Source organism: Nocardia sp. NBC_00511 (assembly GCF_045161165.1).
Lineage (GTDB): Bacteria > Actinomycetota > Actinomycetes > Mycobacteriales > Mycobacteriaceae > Nocardia.
In genome coordinates this window covers 4,570,147-4,588,945 of the sequence record NZ_CP107849.1, presented here as the reverse complement: position 1 = coordinate 4,588,945, position 18,799 = coordinate 4,570,147, and the positions used below count along the sequence as shown (strand labels likewise).

General features: G+C 65.0%; 14 protein-coding genes. 6 read left to right on the top strand and 8 right to left on the bottom strand.

Annotated features, from left to right (window positions below; all coding sequences use genetic code 11):
* Positions 1 to 202: 202 nt before the first annotated feature.
* The 4 genes from OG300_RS21565 to OG300_RS21550 all read left to right on the top strand — a co-directional run bounded on the left by OG300_RS21565 (position 203) and on the right by OG300_RS21550 (position 8,297).
* Complete coding sequence (locus OG300_RS21565; protein ID WP_405484282.1) at positions 203 to 580, top strand: hypothetical protein; 378 nt, start codon at positions 203 to 205, stop codon at positions 578 to 580.
* A complete protein-coding gene (locus OG300_RS21560; protein ID WP_405484280.1) occupies positions 577 to 1,251 on the top strand; it encodes a hypothetical protein in 675 nt (224 codons plus the stop codon). Before OG300_RS21565 ends, OG300_RS21560 begins: the two co-directional genes overlap by 4 nt.
* Positions 1,252 to 7,005, top strand: coding sequence for a putative T7SS-secreted protein (locus tag OG300_RS21555; protein WP_405484278.1), 5,754 nt, complete (start codon positions 1,252 to 1,254; stop codon positions 7,003 to 7,005).
* 776 nt (positions 7,006 to 7,781) lie between these two features.
* Positions 7,782 to 8,297: a hypothetical protein gene (locus OG300_RS21550; protein ID WP_405484276.1), complete on the top strand. Its 516-nt coding sequence runs from the start codon at positions 7,782 to 7,784 to the stop codon at positions 8,295 to 8,297.
* 372 nt (positions 8,298 to 8,669) lie between these two features.
* Here OG300_RS21550 and OG300_RS21545 read toward each other — a convergent pair whose 3' ends face one another.
* The 4 genes from OG300_RS21545 to OG300_RS21530 form a co-directional block, all read right to left on the bottom strand.
* A complete protein-coding gene (locus tag OG300_RS21545; protein WP_405484274.1) occupies positions 8,670 to 9,566 on the bottom strand; it encodes a hypothetical protein in 897 nt (298 codons plus the stop codon).
* A gap of 120 nt (positions 9,567 to 9,686) precedes the next feature.
* Positions 9,687 to 10,841, bottom strand: a complete 1,155-nt coding sequence (locus tag OG300_RS21540; protein ID WP_405484272.1) for a radical SAM protein — start codon at positions 10,839 to 10,841, stop codon at positions 9,687 to 9,689.
* Between the two features lie 137 nt (positions 10,842 to 10,978).
* A complete protein-coding gene (locus OG300_RS21535; protein ID WP_405484270.1) occupies positions 10,979 to 11,347 on the bottom strand; it encodes a hypothetical protein in 369 nt (122 codons plus the stop codon).
* A gap of 135 nt (positions 11,348 to 11,482) precedes the next feature.
* Positions 11,483 to 12,034 carry a TetR/AcrR family transcriptional regulator gene (locus OG300_RS21530; RefSeq protein ID WP_405484268.1) on the bottom strand — a complete coding sequence of 184 codons (552 nt, stop codon included), beginning with the start codon at positions 12,032 to 12,034 and terminating at the stop codon, positions 11,483 to 11,485.
* 150 nt (positions 12,035 to 12,184) lie between these two features.
* Here OG300_RS21530 and OG300_RS21525 point away from each other — a divergent pair, with 150 nt between their 5' ends.
* The gene (locus OG300_RS21525) at positions 12,185 to 12,676 is read left to right on the top strand and encodes a hypothetical protein (protein WP_405484266.1); all 492 of its coding nucleotides are present in this window, start codon (positions 12,185 to 12,187) and stop codon (positions 12,674 to 12,676) included.
* 6 nt (positions 12,677 to 12,682) lie between these two features.
* Here OG300_RS21525 and OG300_RS21520 read toward each other — a convergent pair whose 3' ends face one another.
* Complete coding sequence (locus tag OG300_RS21520) at positions 12,683 to 13,165, bottom strand: diadenosine tetraphosphate hydrolase (protein WP_405484264.1); 483 nt, start codon at positions 13,163 to 13,165, stop codon at positions 12,683 to 12,685.
* A 13-nt stretch (positions 13,166 to 13,178) separates the two neighbouring features.
* Positions 13,179 to 13,646 (bottom strand): hypothetical protein, encoded by a 468-nt coding sequence (locus tag OG300_RS21515; RefSeq protein ID WP_405484262.1) that lies wholly within the window; start codon positions 13,644 to 13,646, stop codon positions 13,179 to 13,181.
* Positions 13,647 to 13,909: 263 nt separating this feature from the next.
* On the opposite strand from OG300_RS21515, the gene rox reads away from it, so the two are divergent.
* On the top strand, positions 13,910 to 15,364 hold the full coding sequence (gene rox / locus OG300_RS21510) for a rifampin monooxygenase (protein WP_405484260.1): 1,455 nt from the start codon (positions 13,910 to 13,912) through the stop codon (positions 15,362 to 15,364).
* A 7-nt stretch (positions 15,365 to 15,371) separates the two neighbouring features.
* On the opposite strand, the gene OG300_RS21505 is transcribed toward rox, so the two are convergent.
* Positions 15,372 to 17,177, bottom strand: a complete 1,806-nt coding sequence (locus OG300_RS21505; protein ID WP_405484258.1) for an AMP-binding protein — start codon at positions 17,175 to 17,177, stop codon at positions 15,372 to 15,374.
* A 151-nt stretch (positions 17,178 to 17,328) separates the two neighbouring features.
* Positions 17,329 to 18,783, bottom strand: coding sequence for an NAD-dependent succinate-semialdehyde dehydrogenase (locus OG300_RS21500; protein ID WP_405484256.1), 1,455 nt, complete (start codon positions 18,781 to 18,783; stop codon positions 17,329 to 17,331).
* Positions 18,784 to 18,799: the final 16 nt, after the last annotated feature.

Genomic DNA, 18,799 nt, shown 5'->3' with positions numbered 1-18,799 from the left:
CTCGGAGCAACTTCCATATGTGTCGACGTAGTGCCGCTCTGTTGCGTTGCTGCTGAATAGCTTTGGTGGCCGGTGTCGCCGTCGTATTGCCGGTGAGGCGTCTAGTTGGCTGTGAGTTGCGGCGACCGAATGTTGTAGGCTGCGCCTATTGCTGTTGTCGGGGGCCGCATGCAGGGGGTGCGTGGTGTTAGCTGGTGATGGAGTGGCCGAGTTGCGGTCGGAGATCCAGGCGTTCTACGCCGGGTTCGGGCAGCCGGAGTTGCTGCGGCAAGCCTTCGAGGCGGCCGTGCTGGTGGTGCCCCTGGTCGAGGACGATCGGGTACCCACTTCCCCGGTCGGCGGGATCGACTGGATTCCCGCTTTCACCAGTGTCGAGGAGTACGCCCGCTACATGGTTGCTCGCGGCGTTTCCGAGGAGCGTGAATACCGCTATCACACACTCCAAGGGGCTCTGCTGACCGGATACGCCGCCGCCAGGACCGAGCCGACGGGGGTGTCGGTGGACTGTGTCGGTGCCGCGCCGGTCGCCTTCCCGCCGCGGCCCGCGGCAGAGACCACTGCGGCGGAGGTGGAGGCGTGAGCGAGGAGTTGCAGGTCCAGCCTGAGGTGTTGAAGCAGGCCGAGACCGGGATCAACGCGATCATCGGTGAGCTGTCCGGTCTCGGCGTGAAGGAGACCGGCGCGCAGGGGCGCGGGTTCGCGCTGTTGACGCTGTCGCCGTTGCAGGCGGGGAAGGCTTCGGTGCAGTCGGCGTTCGAGTCGTTCTGTGACCGCTGGTCGTGGGGCGTGCGGTCGCTGGTGCAGTCGGCGAACTCGATGGCGCGGTCCGTGGGTTTGGCGGCCGGGCGCTATCAGATGATGGATCAGGCGGCGCAGAACGCACTGAAAGAGGTGTATTCGCACCTCTTCTCGGATCCTCATCTGACAAAGGACGACATCGACAAGCGGTCGTGGGGAGACACGCTGTCCGACAACGGTTTCAACGCGATCATGCATCCGGACTACACCGACAAGTCGTTCCAGGACATGCTCACCCAGCTCAACAAGGACGGCCAGGTGATCAAGATCGCCGCTCCGCAGGCGGCGGCGAATATCGGTGCGCTGCAGAATCCGGGGAGCGCGGTGGCGCCCTCCGGTGGCATGCCGGACGCGGGCTGGAACACCGGTGTGATGCAGGAGGCGGCGAAGATCCTCAAACCGCCAGAGCCGCAACAGGTCCCGGGCCAGGTGCAGCCGGAAGGCGGCCGATAGGTGGGTATCGGCGACTTCATCAACAGCGTCGGGAATGCGATCGGCGACGGCATCGACGAGGCCGAAACCAAGGCTGGTTCGATCCTGGACAAGGGCGCGCACACCGTCGCGACCTGGGTGCGCGACGCTGGTGCTGGTGGTGTCGCCGATGCCATCGACCACATCGGTGACCAGATAGCCGATGTGCTCGGCGGCGAACTCACCGAAATGGAACTCGGCCAGACCAAGGACAAGACCGAACTGATCCGCGGCGAGCCGGACGCCATCAACGACGTGGTCGGCAAACTGCACAAGATGTCGGCGTCCATCGAGTCCACCGGCGACGCGTTGAAGACCATCGACGTCGCGGACTGGACCGGCAAGGGCGCGAGCGCATTCCACACCGCCTTCGACAAGCAGCCGAAGCTGTGGTGGACCGCAGGTGATGCCATGTCGAAAACGGCTGCCCACTTGAGCAACTGGTATTGGGCAGTCGAAACGGCGCAGGCCAAGGCGCAGGACGCGATCGACAAGTGGGAAGCCGCCGACAAAGAGGAGTCGACGAAGAAGTCCGCTTGGAATGCTTTGTCGGACAAGGACAAGAAGGCTCACCCTCTTGCTGACACCTGGACATCGATGCGTGACGATGCCCGCGCGATCCTCAAAAACGCGCGCTCCCAGCGCGATAGCATCGCCAACCAGATCGCGAGCGGCATCTCGGCCGAAACCCAGCAGGCTCCGACCGAACCGCCTCTCACCCAACGGTTGTCCGACGACTTCGACGACATGAAGGACATCTACGAGTACGGCAAGATCAGCTTCGGCGACGGCCTGCTCACCAGCTTCTCCTCGATAGTCCAGTTCGCCCGTTCCACCAACGTCCTCGACCCCTACAACATCACTCACCCCGCCGCGTACGTCAGCCACATGGCCGACCTCGGAACCGGAATGGTCACCGCGGCAGCCGATCCCGGCGCCGTGGTTCACTCCATGCTCTCCGACGCCCGCCGCAACCCGTTCGAAGCGGGCGGCGCCCTGACAGGCAACATCATTCTCACGATCGCTACCGGTGGTGCGGGTGGCGCGGCGAAGACCAGCGTCGAAGCCCTCGACGAGATCAACAACGCGGCCAGGATCGCCAAGACCACCTCCGGCGTCGCCGAAGACCTGCCCGGCTTGGTTCCCGGCCGGAGCGTTCCCCGCGTCGACGCCCCGGCAATTCCCGACCGCGCTGCGCCGAGTCCGGGCCAAACCTTGGATACGAGAGCAGGTTCCGGCGCTCCCGCCGACGCACGGGCCGGTTCGGGAGGGCCCGCGGATACGCGATCAGGCCCCGCTCCGGCGGACAGCCGGGCCGGAGCTGGGACTCCCGCAGATGCCAAGGCAGGCGCAGGGGCGCCGGCGGACGGCAAGGCGACTCCGGGCCCGGCGGACGCGCGCGCAGGTTCCGGTACTCCAGCCGACACCCGCGCTGGTTCAGCCGCTCCCTCGGACGCCGCCCAACCGGGGCAGCAGCCACCAGGCCTGCACCCCGACAGTGGCAGTCCCGCAGGCCCTTCCAACGCCCCCGAGGGCGGCCCGGCGGCAGGCCCGCACCCGGATGGCGCTGCCCCACAGGCGAACCCGGTCGCCGAGCCACGCCCAGTCGACACCGCGCCCGAGCATCCGTCGACAGCCCCGCACGCCGACCAGCCGGTCGCAGCGAACGACCATGTCCCCGGCGACAATTCACCCCACTCCGGGCCCGACACGCTGCGCTCCGAACCTGACACGGTGAAGCCGCATCCCGAAGCGGATCCCGCCGCACCGCACCAGGACAAGCCCGGCGACACTCGCCCCGAACACCCGAACGACCAGACCCAACCCGGAGCTCACCCCGCGGCCGATACCGCTCCCCGCACTGAACCGACCACTCCACACCACGAACCCGACGGCACTCACTCCGGCGACCGCCCGTCGCCAGACCACACCACGCCGGATCACGAGAATCCCGCCGCCGATACTCATCCAGGCCATGACCAGCCCGATCCCCACGGCCACGAACCCACCCTGGATGACCTGGCCCACAACGATGCCGACGCTCGCCCGCATCACTCGGCCACCGACGCCCCCGCAGAGTCCAACCGAACCCCCGACAACACCTGCGCGGGCCGCGACCCCGTAGACATCGCCACCGGCGAATTCCTGCTGCCCGAAACAGATCTCGAACTCCCAGGCATCCTGGCGCTGGTCCTCAAACGCCGCCACCGCTCCAACTACCGCTTCGGCCGCTGGTTCGGCCCTTCCTGGTCGGCCACCCTCGACATGCGAATCGTGGTCGAAGACGAAGGCGTCACGTTCCTCGGCGAGGACGGGCTACTGATCGCATACCCGCACCCAGAGCCCGGTATCCCTGTCGAATCCCTCACGGGCGGCACTCCGTGGACCCTGACCCGCACCGACAGCGGCGGCTACCAAGTGCGGGACCCACAACGAGAACTCCTGTGGCACTTCGCTCCCAACACCAACTTCGACGGCCTCGACGTCCAATTGGGCAACTTCGCCGTCTCGGCCCTGACCGACCGCCATCTGAACCGAATCCGGTTCCACTACGGCGTCGACGGTGCCCCAACCGCGATAACGCATTCCGGCGGCTACCGAGTCGAGATCGCAACTGCTGCGGGCCGCATCACCGAGCTCACCGTGATCGGTGTCGATGGCTCTGGCGCGGAGACACGCACTCCGATAAGGCAATTCGGCTACCAAGCAGGGAACCTGGCCGCGGTCACCAATGCCGTGGCCGCCACGACCACCTACACCTACGATGACCGCGCCCGCATGCTGTCATGGACGGATTCCAACGGCACCTCCCTGCGGAACGTCTACGACGAATCCGGCCGAGTCATCCGCCAGCACGGCACCGACGGCATCCTCGACAGCGCATTCGAATACCTTTCTTTCCCAGACGGCACAGGCACTTTCACCACAGTCACCGACTCCCTCGGCGCAGCCACCCAACACGGCTTCGACCACGACCTGCGCCTGCGCGACATCGTGGATCCAGTCGGAGGCCACACCCACTACGACTACAACCGCGATCGCCATCCCCTGAAAGTCGTTGCCGCCGACGGCGCAACCACCGAATACCGCTACACATCCGACGGTGACCTGACCCAACTTATCCGCCCGGACGGCGCCAGTATCACCATGGAGTATGGGGCCCGCAGCCGCCCGTCCACCATCACCGATGCCGACGGCAGTGTCCGACACCAGGAATGGGACGGGGCAGGCAACCTCGTCGCCACAACCGACGCCGCCGGTATCCGCACCGAATACACATACCACGCTAATGGTGCGGTCGCATCCGTCCTGGCCGCCACCGGCGCTCGCAGCGTCGTGGAGGTGAATGCTGCAGGTCTACCAGTCACTGTCGCCGATCCATATGGCGCGACAACGCGCATCGACCGCGACAACTTCGGTCGCCCGATCCGTGTAACAGATCCCCTCGGCGGACTGACTCTGTATTCCTGGTCGCCCAGCGGAAAGCTGTTGTCTCGCAATGACCCGGACGGCTTCGCCGAATTGTGGACGTGGGACAATGAAGGCAACCTGCTCACCCACACAGACCGAGCGGGTGGCATCACTCGACACTCCTACACCGCTTTCGATCTGCTTGAAACCCGCACCGACCCGGACGGCTCGACAACTCACTACACCTGGGATACTGAACGCCGGCTCACCCGCGTCCGCAATCCGCTCGGTGATTCATGGGTTTATGAGTACGACTCCGCAGGTCGGACCATTGGGGAAACCGACTATGCGGGTGCTACCACTCGCTACGCCCACGACGTTGTAGGTCGGGTCGCATCGGTTACTGCCGCTGACGGCACGACCCGTTCCCATGTCCACGACATACTTGGCCGTGTCACTGAGGTCGCTGTGGATTCCGGCGAATGGCGACGATACCGGCATGATCGACTTGGTCGTGTCCTCACCGCAGTCTCCGGTCTTGGCGAAAAATCAATTCACACACTGCAATACGACTTCGCGGTGGGTGGCCAGGTGTTGTCCCAACGACTGGACGATCAGCCCGTCTTGGTACACGAATACGACCCCTACGGACGTCGAGTTCGGCGCACGACGCCCTCTGGCGCGGTAACGACATGGCACTGGGACATCACAGGCCGCGTCCAAACGATGTCGTCCGACGACCAGCACATTCAATTCGCTCACGACCGCATGGGACGCCAAACTGGCTGGCGTGTAGGTGAGATCACCGTCGACCGAGAGCTTTCGGGCACGGGTCTTCTTACTGCTCAGCAGGTCACTGGATTTCCCGCGTCCTCTCTGAATCTCGACCTGCACTCCGCCGCACGCCCCAGCCCGACGTCCATCCGCCGCGATGTCTATGCCTATCGTCCGGACGGGTATCTCACCAGTCACTCCCTCGAACGGCTGAGCGTTCCGTCCGAACAACGCAGCTTCGCTCTCGATCCCGCAGGTCGTGTCACCGCGATCACCCGCAACGACATGCTGATCGAGTCATATCACTACGATCCGCTGAGTAACATCACCGACGGTCATCGGGCTACCCAGGCAGCCAGATTTGATCAGGCTGCAGGTGCCTCAGAACCAGCAGATATCAGCCAGGGGTCCGGCAACGGACCACAGCGTGAGTATCAGCGCAACCTTTTGATTCGTGATGGTCGTACTCGCTATCACTACGACGTCTCAGGCCGTCTGATTCGAAAAACCTCCACTCGAATCTCCCGTAAGCCGCAAGTCTGGCACTATAGCTACGACGCCTTCAGTCAGCTCATCGCCGTCGATACGCCAGACGGCAGCCGTTGGTGTTACAGCTATGACGCGTTCGGAAGGCGAGTCACCAAAAATCGCGAAGACCCGGATGGTACTATAGCGGATCGCGTCGAATACACTTGGGATGACACGTCTATCATCGAGCAATCCGGCGTGGGGTCGGTGATGCGGTGGCAATATCAACCTAACTCCTATACGCCGATTACCCAAGTTACCGATCAAGAAGATATCGACCGAGCCTTCTTTGCGATAATTACCGACCTAGTCGGAGCGCCTGTAGAACTTATCGAACCGGTCAACGCAGAGATCGCTGGTGTAGCCGCAGCTGATCTCTGGGGTGAGACCGTATGGCATGGCGGGGCTGATACGCCACTGCGGTTCCCCGGGCAAATCCATGATCCTGAAACTGGCCTCCATTACAACCTCTATCGTGTCTACGACCCGGCTACTGGCCGATACTTGACGTCGGATCCGCTTGGTCTTGCACCTGCGGCCAATCCCAATTCCTATCCGCATAATCCGACCGTATGGACCGACCCTCTGGGTTTGTGCCCTGAAGATGTCCGCGATACGTATCGAGGTGATTCTCAGAACAGCCCAGGTGGACGCCATGGTCCCGGTGTGAGCATCGACCATGTCAAGATGGAACTGGGGCGTGCAGGTATGCCGGTGAACCAATACGACATCGTCCACGTGCCAACAATCCGAACTCCGGACGGGGTTGCGTATGGTAACAGCCCGCATACATTCGATGGGCTCCCGGCCACTGGTCCGAGAGGTCTGCCTAAAATTGAGATCTCTGATATTGGATTGCGTAACCTAAATGAAGCTGTCGCGACGATATATCACGAGATCTACCACCATCGGCAGTTTGGGTTGACTCGAAACTCGGGAAATATTTGGGGTGGCTCCGAGGCTGCGGCCGAGGATTTTGGCCAGAGAATGCTATCTGAATTCCTCAAGCGAAGGGCGAAATGACAATTAGGTTGGAATCATGAAAGAGTACGACTACCGGCAGGTGGATGCCTTGGTTTCGGGTCCCAGATTTTCGGAGGATCCAGTAGAGCGTTTATGTCCAGCTTGTGGGTGCAAAACTGTGCGGACCTATATCTATCGAAATATTGGTCCGCATAGAACGACTCGCGCCACCTACATGTGGTGTGCCTCGTGTCGTAGGTTCAAGGGATGGACCGGACCGGATTCTGATAATTTGACATTCTCAGACCCGCTTGAATCTCTCTCGTCCGAGGGGCGGCGAAAGATGGAGATGGACCTCGATAGCTTCTTTGGTTATCTGGATGGACTCTGGGATACGGGTATCCTTCCGCAGAATTTTAGTAAATCTGGATAGCGATCCTATAAGTTATCGACCCTATTCGAATTGGGTTCGAATCGTGGCCGAGCCCTCGGGTGTGCTGAACTCAGTTAGCCGACGTGTTGTGGTTCTCGGTCCGTTCGGGTGAGCCTCCCAACTGGGCGTGATTTGAGGAGGCGATGGTGGATGTCGGGATGTTGATGTTTCGGCTCGCGAGCTCTGGTGTGACTGCCTTGTTGAAGGCGGACCATGAATGCAATCCACCAACTCGGGTCGATGACGATCGTGATGGAGTCTTGTCGTAAGCGGTTGCCCGCTAATTTTCCCCGTGGGCAGTTGTGTTCCGGAGAGAATGGGAGGATGTCGCGTCTTGAATCCGAATCAACCTAACTACGGTGGCGCGCAATGGGAGTCGACTCCGAGGGAGCGGACCTACCCTGTGCCTGGCTACGGTGGGGCGGTCGGCTACCCGATGCATCCCGTGCCGCGGAAACCCAAGCGCCGCAACATGCTTTGGGTCTTCGGTGGGTTGACTATTGCAGCGGTGGTGGCGGTCGTGGGTGTGGTGGTGGCTCGCGGATACGATCCTGAAGATACTCGGATGTATAAGAGCGTCCGCGATCTTCGTGTCGGGGATTGCATTGACATGCCGATAGATTCATCGACGCTCCCGGGCGGTACGTCGCGCTCATGCAAGAAGCCTCACGATGCCGAGGTGCTGTACATCGGCGGGATCGACGTGTCGTTGGGGGATACGGCAGCGAAGGATGATTCCGCCAAACGGTGTGACGATCATGCCGCGCCGTTGCTCGCTGCAGCCGGGCTCGGTGACAAGGCTGAGTTGACGAGCTACTACTCGACCGATCAGTCGACATTGAAGTCGTGGTCGGGCATCATCTGCTTGGCGATCGGAACATCGGGGCACAAGCTCACTGCGCCGATCATCGGGAACTAGCCGCTTGACTGTGTCGCGAGGGGTGCGCGGATTGTTGTGTCGATCGCGAGACTCGCGGCGGTGGCCGGTCCTGAGATCTGACCTTCCGGCAGTATAAGTGCACTTCTCAGAAGTGTACTTATATACACCGCGACCGATGCGACCGAGGTCGAGGCGTTGGAGGGGTTCGGTAGCGCTGTGGCCGGTTTCGCCGATGGCGGGCGGTATGCGTTCCATCTACAGCAACGCCTAGGCGCGACAGACGGTCTCGTTACATTCGCTCGGGTGCCTGACCGAGGACATACAGCGTGGGGAGTTGGCCGCGGTTCGGTTCGGGCATCGGGCCTTCTTCGGGTGTGGCGGTTGCTGTGGGGAACGGTCGGACTTGGCCTACTAGGCGAGGGTTGTCGGTGCGGGGAAGTGGCCTCGGCAGCTGAATTGGAGGTCTATTTGGCCGTGGGGTTCGGCGTAGCCGTCGTGGAGCATGTTTTCGGTGGGGGCGAGGTATGCCTCGCCGGGGTGGAGGGTGATTTTGGTGACGGGGTAGTGGGGGAAGGCGGTGAGGAAGGCTTGGCCGAGGGTGTAGTGGGGGTCTTCGGTGCCGGTGAGGAGATTGTGGGCGTGGAGGGTTTGGGACATCGATGCGAGGGGGGTGTTGATGCAGAGTAGGTAGCGGGGGTGGTGGCCGAGGTTGATGGCTAGGCGGTTGGGGGCTGTCGCACGGGTTTTCAGGGGGCTGTGGTACCAGCTGTCGACGTGGAGGCCGACTTTTTGGGAGTGGTCGCCGGTGGTGAGGGTGGGGGAGCCGGTGGGGGTTTTGCCGTAGAGGAGGGGGGCGTCGATGCCGGCGCGGGTGGGGTCGGTGAGGGTCATGGACCAGCGGATTGCTTCGATGAGGGCGGTGCGGCCGGTGCGGCCGTTCAGTAGGGCGTTGAGGGCTTGGTCGTTGCCTTCGGCGGCTGCTGAGCGGAGGTCGGTGAACGTCGTCAGCAGGTGGGCGGGGGCTTGGATTATGGAGATCCAGTCGCCGGGGTCGGCGGCGGGTGTTGGTGTGCCGTAGAGGATTCCGCGTTCGTGGCAGCTGGGTGGGCGCCACGGGGTGCGGGGGACGAACGCGTCCGAGGTGTACTCGTGGGCGTGGTGGGTTTCGGCGGCGGGTTGGGTGCCGGAGCTCAGTTCGATTCTGTTGGCGGCGCTCGGGGCGACTCCGTTGGCGGAGTACGGGCCAGACGGGAATGAAAACGTCATCCCCCTGCGGAGTCCCGTGTGATCGGTCTGGGTGACGGGCATGGCTAGGTTCCTCGGTGCGGTGCGGTGCGGTGCGGTGCGGTGCGGTGCGGTGCGGTGCGGTGCGGTGCGGTAGGTGCTGAGCGGTGGATTTCGAGCGAAATAAGTTGCGTAGCAGCAGAGTCAGGCGTTGGCGTGCGTAGCTCGCCACTGTTCGACGGTGGCGGGAACGCGTCCTCGCAGCTGCTCGGCTATGTATGCGATCACCGGCCGCCCGGTGCACAGCAAGGTGCCGTGCCCGTCCTCGTCGCGTTCGCGCGCTTCGGTTTCGGCGAGCAGCGATCCACCGCATACGTCGAAGAACTGGCAGGACAGGCAGTTTCGGGCGACTCGCCGTTCGGCTTCGACGGCGCAGCGTTCGAACACCTCGCCGCTCAGCATCTCGGCGAACGGGTCGGTGAAGATGTTGCCTATCGACCAGTCGGGCTCCCCGTATGGTTCGCCGTAGGTGAAGCAGGAGCCGTCGGTGTTGACGAGTACCACTGGCAGCCATTCACGGCGGTCTTGGTATTCGGGGCCCTGAGCATCGGCGAGGTAGCGGGCAGCGATCTGGACAAAGTTGTCCAGGGGCGCAGGCGGGCGTTGCAGGTTGCCGGTCAGCCAGAGGTCGACGAGCTGCGCCAGGGCGGTGAGTTCCTGCTCCATCGTCACCTCGAAAGGTGTTGTCTGGCCGGGCTCTCCGGTATCGAAAAGCGGCAGCACTCGGAAGTTGAGGTTGCGGGATTCGAAGAAGCGGAACACCTCCTCGACCGCGTGGATGTTTTGCGCGGTCAGCACCGAGATGCAGCCGACGGGGACACCGGCGGCCACCAGTGCGTCGAGGTTGGCGGTTACGCGTTGTTGAGAATCGCGCCCGGCCAGGTTGACTCGTAGGCCGCCGACCACGTCCAGGGATACGCCGACGGTGTCGAATCCGTCGGTCAGCAGCTCTCGGCGTTCGTCGTCGAGCAGCATCAGGTTGGTCTGCACGCTGTTCGAGATGGCGAGCCGTGAGCCGAATATCTCGGCCTGGTCGGCGAGCGTCTGCCGGTAGAACTGCACCGGCTGCATCAGCGGTTCGCCTCCGTGCCAGATGAATTCGAGTGCGGTATGGGCTCCGTCGCGTTCATCGGCGGCCACGAAGTGGTCGTGCAGGTTGCGGTACATGGCGGTCAGTTGCGAAAGCGACATGGCCGCACGGTTTCCCAGTTCGGGGTACTCGTAGCAGTATTTGCAGCGCAGGTTGCAGAACTTGGAGACCTTGACCACGATCTGCAGGGTTCGGGTGGTCGAATTCACCTGGGCACACTCTTTTCTGGCGGGGTGACGTACGAGACCGGACCCGCCGCCAGGGTGCGCGAGCCTGACGGCGGGCGTGAAAGGTGCTGTGCCCCAGGCGGACCGTCGTCCGCTACCGGGGTTCCGTCAGCGGATGGCTACGGATCGACCAGCTGGTTGAAGGGGTCGCCGGGGGCTTGATGGAACGGCGGCGACTGGCCGAAGGGCTGGCCTTGCCGGAACGGGCCCTCGTTGAACTGATGGAACTGGTGGAACGGGGTCGGTTCCACCGTGTCGTGCTGGAGGCCGTGGGCGGAAACGAGTTCCGCCGTGGCACTCTGGGCCAGCAGCGAGGACAGATGGAGCTGGGCCGCCGACCCGACCACGGTGGTCTGCGGGGCGGGGGCAATCGCGGCGGCGGCCGGTCCGGCCAGGGAGACGGCGATCGCCGGTGCCGCGGCCATGGTCGCGGCGATCCCGGCGAGTCGTGCGATCGCTGCCGCCCGGCGGCTGTTCGGAGGTGACATTCGGTTTCCTTCCGGTCAGGCCCCGTCGCACTCTGGTGGCCCCGGGTACTCGAAGAACGCGGCGGGACACCAATAGATATGAGCGGGGTTACATTCCGGAATGACGCGGGCGAAACCTGTTGGTATGAAACAGGTTCACGGGGTGATGAGCAGGCGTCCCGCGGCTGTGAGCACCTGGTCACGGGTGCCGCCGGGGTGTTCAGCGGCGATGAGATGGTTGCCGATCAGCAATGAGAAGGCCAGCAGGCTGCGGGCTTCGACCTCCTCGGGGTCGCTGACGATGGCGCCGAGGAGCTCGCGCAGCAGGTCCATCCGGTTGTTGTCGACCCGGGCGAGCCGGGCCGCGACCGCGGGGTCGCGGCGTGACCATTCGCGGACCGCTATGTCGACCGGCAGCAGCTCCTTGGAGAAGGTGAGCAGCCCGGCCCGGCGAACCTTGCTCCCGGCGTCCCCGCCTTCGTGCTCGATTCGGGCCCGGACCTCGTCGGTGCTGCGATGCTCCCAGGTGTCGAGCACGGCATCGAGCAGTTCCTGACGCCCGGCGAACTGGCGATAGAACCCGCCGCGCGTGACACCCAGTGCGGTGGCGAGGGTTTCGACCCGGATGGCGTCGGGGCCGGACTCGGCGAGCATCGCCAGGGCGGCGTCGATCCAGGCCTGACGCGGGGTTCGCACTGGTGGCGGCATCTGTGGTCAACCAATCAGTCGGAGGCTCTTGATTACATCATCCCTCGATAGATACAGTACTGTTCTGTATCTATCGGCGCGAGGCCGATGCCCCTCGCCGACGCACACGAGTGATGGGAACTTCCGATGACGAGCTCGCACACGGATGAAATGTCCACTGCCACAGCGCAATCGTCCGTCGAGACCTTGGCTGCCGATGCGAGCATGCTCGCGCTCGGCACCCTCAATGAAGTCCAGTACGCCGACGCGCACCTCCTGCACACCCCGCACTGGGCCGAATATCCGGCCGAACGCTGGGCGCGCGCCATCATGGAGGAGGTGCCCGCCGAGATGGCCGAGCACCTCGAGCGGGCGTGGCGCAGCATCGGCCTGCAGCGTGAGATCAGCGGGACGCCCGGCACGGTCGCGGGCTGGCCGATCGCGCACGTGAGCACCGAATATGTTCTCCTGCAAGCACAGTCGACTCTCGGATTCGAGGGCCAGCTGCTCATCAGGAGCGCTGATCCCGGCGTTCTCGTCGCGACCTTTGTCGACTATCACGACCTGGACGGGCAAGCCCTGTGGGAGCGTGTCGTCCCGGGGCATCTGAACTTCGTGCGGGCCCTGCTCGAGCATCGCGCCGCGCACGTCGGCACGCTCTGAGGAGCGCTACTCCTCGGCGATAATCCGTTGCAGCGCAGCGGTTATGGCCGCTCGCACCGCGTCATGACTGCTGCCGAGCTGGTATTTCGGCGCATCACGCTCGCTACCGTAGCGAGCCACCGGCCCGACACGGAGTTCATCGGGCTCCCATCGGTAGCGCGGGTGAATGTGCCCGTGCAGGTGCTGCCACGAATTACCCTGCACCTCGTAGTTGATCCGCCAGAATTCGGGATCGACTGCCCTGCAACCCAGTTCGACCGCCTCGCCGAGCAGCACCAGATCCTGCATGAACACGAACCGGTCCGGTCGCGGCAACTCGGTGAGCTGATCGGCGCTGCCGTCGTGCAACAGCAGACAGTATCCGGGCAGATGCTGGGTGGTTCCGATGACCGCCCAGCCACTGCGCATCCGGGCCAGCACGGTCGGGTTGGTGCCCTGTCTCGCCGCGCCGATCGAATCGGTGCGGTAGTCGATGGTCGAGTCTGTCATGGGTGCTCCTGGCTCAGCTGGGGCATTCCGTTCTCACCTGAAGCTTTACCCGCGTGCCGTGCAGGAAGTCGGTGGTTTGGGCGGATGTCAGGTGCGCGCGGGCGAGCGGGCTGGGCGTCGGGAGGAATTGCAGGAGCAGCAGTTCGCAGCCGTTGGGGGCCTCACCGAGCGCGATCATCCTGCTGTAATCGTCACCGAGCGGATCGGTGCGGGGGACGAGCTGAATGCCGGGCGCCTGAAAGTGTTCCAGGAGTTGGGCGTCGGGGTCACCGAAATACTGGGCGTACGCCGTGGGCGGATCGTCGACGGTGACGCCGAACACCAGGCGGGTGTATCCGGGAATGGTCACCTGATCCACCAGGGTGAGTGCGGAATTCGGGCCGTGCGTGCGAGCCGGTTCGCGGGAGCACACGACGCCCGCGACGAGTAGGGCCACGATCGCCGCCAGCGTGGTCAGACAGCGGCGCGTGGTGGCACTCATCGAGGCGGCTCGGATCATCCCCCGCACGTTCTTCCCTTCCGGCACTCGGCAGCAGCACACCATCATGCCCGGGCGAGATGTCGGGACCGTGCAGGCGATGCGGGAGAGTCGGCGCGGCGGGCCGGAAAACAACGGCGGGCGAGGAGTTTGCTCACTCCTTGCCCCCTTCAACATATAGCGCACCCCGGGGCTTGCGGCAAGACCCCGGGGGTGCAGCAGAATCGTGCGCCGAAGCCGGAAATCGACGTCGAATGGGGAGTTTCATGATTGACGTGATCGTGGCAGGGTGCGGACCCACCGGGCTGATGCTGGCGAGTGAACTGCGGTTGCGCGGGGTGCGGGTGGTGATCGTGGACAAGGATCCGGAGCCGACGCCGGTGGTTCGCGCACTCGGAATTCACGCGCGCACCATCGAGATAATGGATCAGCGTGGGCTGCTGGACCAGTTTCTTGAGCTGGGCAAGAAGTACCCACTCGGTGGGTTCTTCGCTGGAATCCAGAAACCGCAGCCGGAACGGCTCGATACCGCGCACGCCTGTGTGCTGAGCATTCCGCAGACCGTCACCGAATGTTTGCTGACCGAGCACGCGGTGGCGCTCGGAGTGGAGATCCGGCGCGGCTGCGAGCTCACCGGATTCGATCAGGATGAGGCGGGAGTCACCGCCGAACTCGCCGATGGCAGCACCTTGCGGGCGCGATATCTGATCGGGTGCGACGGCGGGCGCAGCACCGTGCGCAAGCGGCTTGGCATCGGATTCCCCGGTGAATCGAGCACGGCAGACACCCTGCTGGGCGAGATGCGGCTGACCATGGATCCGGAGGCGATGGCCGCCAGGGTTTCCGAGGTCCGCAAGACCCAATTGTGGTTCGGGATCATGCCTTTCGGTGAGGGGATCTACCGCGTGGTCGTGCCCGCCGGTGAGGTGTCCGAGGGCCGCACGGCGCCGCCGACCCTCGATGACGTCAAGCAGCGGCTGATCGCGGTGGCGGGCAACGACTTCGGCGTGCACTCGCCGCGCTGGCTGTCCCGCTTCGGCAACGGCACCCGGCTGGCCGATCGATACCGGGTCGGCCGCGTATTCCTGTGCGGCGACGCGGCGCACGTGCACCCGCCGGTTGGCGGGCAGGGCCTCAACCTCGGTGTGCAGGACGCGTTCAACCTGGGTTGGAAGCTCGCCGCCGACCTCACGGGCCGGGCCCCGGAACACCTGCTGGACACCTACGAGGCCGAACGTCGACCCGTCGCCGCCGACGTCCTGGACAACACGCGCGCGCAGACCGAACTCATGTCCCTCGCCTCGGGCGCGCAGGCGGCCCGGCGGCTGGTGTCGAAGCTGATGGACTTCGACGAGGTGAACCGCTACCTGCTCGGCCAGATCATTGCCATCGACGTGCGCTACGACCTCGGCGACGACGACCCGATGATCGGAAAACGATTGCGGGACATGCCATTGAAGCAGGGACACCTCTACGACCGGCTGCGCGACGGACGCGGCCTCCTGCTCGACCAGACCGGCCAGCTGTCGGCCGCGGGCTGGGCGGATCGCGTGGACCACGTGGTGGACGTCAGCGAGGAACTGTCCGCCCCCGCCGTACTGCTGCGCCCGGACGGACACGTGGCCTGGACCGGAGATGACCAGCAGGCCCTGAACATTCATCTGGCCAAGTGGTTCGGCGCGGCCGTCGGCAGTGATCGATCAGGTGGTCCTGCGGCGTGACGCCGATTCAGGCGCGGCGGGCCATTGCTCGCAGGAGGGTGCCGTCGATGTAGGCGGTGCGGCAGGCGCGGCGGGCGATCTTGCCACTGGAGGTGCGGGGGATGGTGCCCGCGGGGACCAGGAGGAGGTCGCGCAGGGCCAGGCCGTGGCGGTGGAAGAGGGCGGTGCGGACTCGGGAGGTGACCACTTCCGGGTCGACCGCGCCGACCCCGGCGGCGCGTTCGGCGACCAGGATCAGGTGCGCGCCGTGCTCGAGATCGACTGTGAAGGCGGCGATGTGGCCGGGGCGCAGGGCGGTGCTGGCGTCCTGGGCGGAGAGTTCCAGGTCCTGGGGGTAGTGGTTGCGGCCGTCGACGATCACCAGGTCCTTGACTCGGCCGGTGACGAAGAGTTGGCCGCCGTAGTAGGCGCCGAAGTCGCCGGTGCGCAGCCAACGGGCATCCGGCGGTGCGCCTTTGGCGTGGCTGCCTTTGGACAGGCTGTAGTTCAACGTGTTTCGGAAGGTCTGGCGGGTCTCCTCGGGGCGATTCCAGTAGCCCGCACCGATATTCGCGCCGTGCAGCCAGATTTCGCCGACCGCGCCGTCGGGTCGTTCCCGGCCGGTCTCCGGATCGGTGATCACCGCCCACTGCGAGCGTGACGGGTAGCCGCAACTGACCTGTGTCACACCGGCTTCCAGGCCGGGCGCGACCCGCACCATGCGGCCGGCGTTGAGCAGGTTGCGTTCCACGTGCACCACCTTCGCGCCGTTGTCGGCGGGGGTGGCGGCGACGAAGAGGGTGGCCTCGGCCATGCCGTAGCAGGGTTTGATGGCGGTCGGGTGCAGTCCGAACGGTTCGAAGGTCTCGGTGAAGCGGCGCATCGCGCCGACGGTGACCGGTTCGCTGCCGTTGATCAGCCCGATCACCGAGGACAGGTCGAGGTCGGCGTCGGCGGGCGGGCGGCCGCGGGTCGCCGCGTACTCGTAGGCGAAATTCGGTGCTGCGGAGAAGACTCCGCCGCCGTCCGCGGTCGCGCCGAGCTCCTTGATCCAGCGGTACGGGCGGCGGATGAAGGCGCTGGGCGAGAGCATGGTGAGGTGCCTGCCGCAGACCATCGGCAGGATCACGCACAGCAGGCCCATATCGTGGAACAGCGGCAGCCAGCTGACGCCACGGGATTCGGCGTCCAGGCCCAGTGCCTCGGCCAGTTGGATCAGATTGGTGATCACCGCGCGATGAGTGATCTCCACGCCCGCCGGGACGCGCGTGGAGCCGGAGGTGTACTGCAGGTAGGCGATCGAATCACCGGTGGCCGCCGGGCGATTCCAGCGGATCGCCAGCACCTCCGGGACCGCGTCGACGGCGATGACCCGCGGCCGCGGCGTTCCCGCCCGGGTTCCGAAGAATTCGCGCACACCCGTCGCGCCGGCCACCGTGGTGAGGATGACGTCGGGCGCGCTGTCCTCGAGCACCGCGCGCAGGCGGTCGGTGTGGCCGGGTTCGTCGGGGGTGAACAGCGGTACCGCGATGGTGCCCGCGGCGATGGCCGCGAAAAACGCGACCACATAATCCAATCCGTTCGGGCACAGCACCGCGACCCGAGCACCGGGATCGGTCACCTGCTGAATGCGCGCCGCCACCGCGCGCACTCGCGCCTGCAATCGCGACCAGGTGAGTTCGAGGTATTCACCGTCCATCGCACGGGAATAGTCGGCGTATCGGTAGACCACGCCGTCCCCGTTTTCCGTGGCCCGCCGCTCGATGAGATCCACCAGCGTGATCTCCCGCGGAACTGCGGTACCGGGCTGGACGGCGAAACGGGGTGCGACCATGTACCTGCTCCTGACTAGGAATCCAAATATCCTGTGCAGCAGATACTTTCACGCGGTTTTCCGGATGTGAACGGTGTGCTCGATCGCAGCGGACCGTGCTGTGTTTGCGGTTACGGCGGGCTCGGGACATTGCTCACTTGCGCGATGTGGATCAGGGCAGTGCAATGTATTTGATTTCCAGGTATTCCTCGATGCCTTCGGTGCCGGCCTCGCGACCCGATCCGGATTGCTTGACACCACCGAAAGGCGCGGCGACATCGGAGATGATGCCGCGATTCACCCCGACCATGCCGGATTCAAGCGCCTCGGCGACCCGCAGCGCGCGATCGAGGCTTTCGGTGTAGATGTATGCCGCCAAACCGAATTCGGTGTCGTTGGCGGCGTCGATGCCCGCCTGCTCGCCATCGAATCCGGTGATCGCGGCGACCGGACCGAACACCTCTTCGCGCAGGATCCGCGCGTCCGCGGGCACATCGGTGAGCACCGTCGGCTCGTAGAACCAGCCGGGGCCGGGTACCGCCGCGCCACCGGTGGCCAACTTCGCACCCTTGGCGACCGCGTCGGCCACCAGATCGGCCACCGCATCGCGCTGCTTGGCGGTGATCAACGGACCGACCTGGGTTCCGGCGAGGACGCCCGGACCGATCTTCAGGCCGCGCATGCGTTCGGTCAGCCGCGCGGTGAACTCGTCGAGCACCGCATTGTCGACGTGGAATCGGTTGGCGGCCGTGCACGCCTCGCCGATATTGCGCATCTTGGCGGCCATCGCGCCCTCGACCGCAGCGTCCAGGTCGGCGTCGGCGAACACCACGAACGGTGCGTTGCCGCCGAGTTCCATGGAGGTGCGCAGCACTCGCGCCGCCGACTGTGCCAGCAGTGTCTTGCCGACGGGTGTGGACCCGGTGAAGGTGACCTTGCGCAGTCGATCGTCGGCGAAGAGCGGATCGGTCAGCCGGGCCGCACGGGAGGTCGGCAGGATGGACAGGACTCCGGCGGGCAGACCGGCGTCGGCGAGCACCTGGCCGAGCAGCAGCATGGTGAGCGGGGTTTCGGCGGCCGGTTTCACCAGCATGGTGCAGCCCGCGGCGAAGGCCGGTGCCAGCTTGCGGGTGCCCATGGCCAGCGGGAAGTTCCACGGGGTGATCGCCAGGGTCGGCCCGACCGGCTGTTTGGTGACCAGGATGCGGCCGGTGCCCGAGGGCGACGGGGTGTAGCGGCCGTTGATCCGCACCGCCTCCTCGCTGAACCAGCGCAGGAACTCGCCGCCGTAGGCGACCTCACCGTCTGCCTCGGCCAGGGGCTTACCCATTTCCAGGGTCATCAGCAGGGCGAAGTCGTCGCGCCGTGCCATCACGAGTTCCCATGCGCGCCGCAGGATTTCGGCACGGGTGCGGGCGGGGGTGGCGGCCCAGGAGGCTTGCGCGGCGACGGCGGCATCGAGGGCGAGCGCGCCGTCGGCGGGGGTGGCGTCGGATACCTCGACGAGCACCTCGCCGGTCGCCGGATCGTGGACCGGGAAGGTGCCGCCGTCGCTCGCCGGGCGTTGTTCACCGCCGATCCAGAGTCCGGTGGGGACGCTCGCCAGCAGGTCGGCGGCAGTACGCATCGGGAAAACTCCTCTG

What these genes read in the sequence shown, in the direction of transcription:
- OG300_RS21545 (WP_405484274.1), bottom strand. Translation starts at nt 9,566, where the DNA reads ATGCCCGTCACCCAGACCGATCACACGGGACTCCGCAGGGGGATGACG.
- OG300_RS21535 (WP_405484270.1), bottom strand. Translation starts at nt 11,347, where the DNA reads ATGTCACCTCCGAACAGCCGCCGGGCGGCAGCGATCGCACGACTCGCC.
- OG300_RS21530 (WP_405484268.1), bottom strand. Translation starts at nt 12,034, where the DNA reads ATGCCGCCACCAGTGCGAACCCCGCGTCAGGCCTGGATCGACGCCGCC.
- OG300_RS21525 (WP_405484266.1), top strand. Translation starts at nt 12,185, where the DNA reads ATGTCCACTGCCACAGCGCAATCGTCCGTCGAGACCTTGGCTGCCGAT.
- OG300_RS21520 (WP_405484264.1), bottom strand. Translation starts at nt 13,165, where the DNA reads ATGACAGACTCGACCATCGACTACCGCACCGATTCGATCGGCGCGGCG.
- OG300_RS21515 (WP_405484262.1), bottom strand. Translation starts at nt 13,646, where the DNA reads ATGAGTGCCACCACGCGCCGCTGTCTGACCACGCTGGCGGCGATCGTG.
- rox (WP_405484260.1), top strand. Translation starts at nt 13,910, where the DNA reads ATGATTGACGTGATCGTGGCAGGGTGCGGACCCACCGGGCTGATGCTG.
- OG300_RS21505 (WP_405484258.1), bottom strand. Translation starts at nt 17,177, where the DNA reads ATGGTCGCACCCCGTTTCGCCGTCCAGCCCGGTACCGCAGTTCCGCGG.
- OG300_RS21500 (WP_405484256.1), bottom strand. Translation starts at nt 18,783, where the DNA reads ATGCGTACTGCCGCCGACCTGCTGGCGAGCGTCCCCACCGGACTCTGG.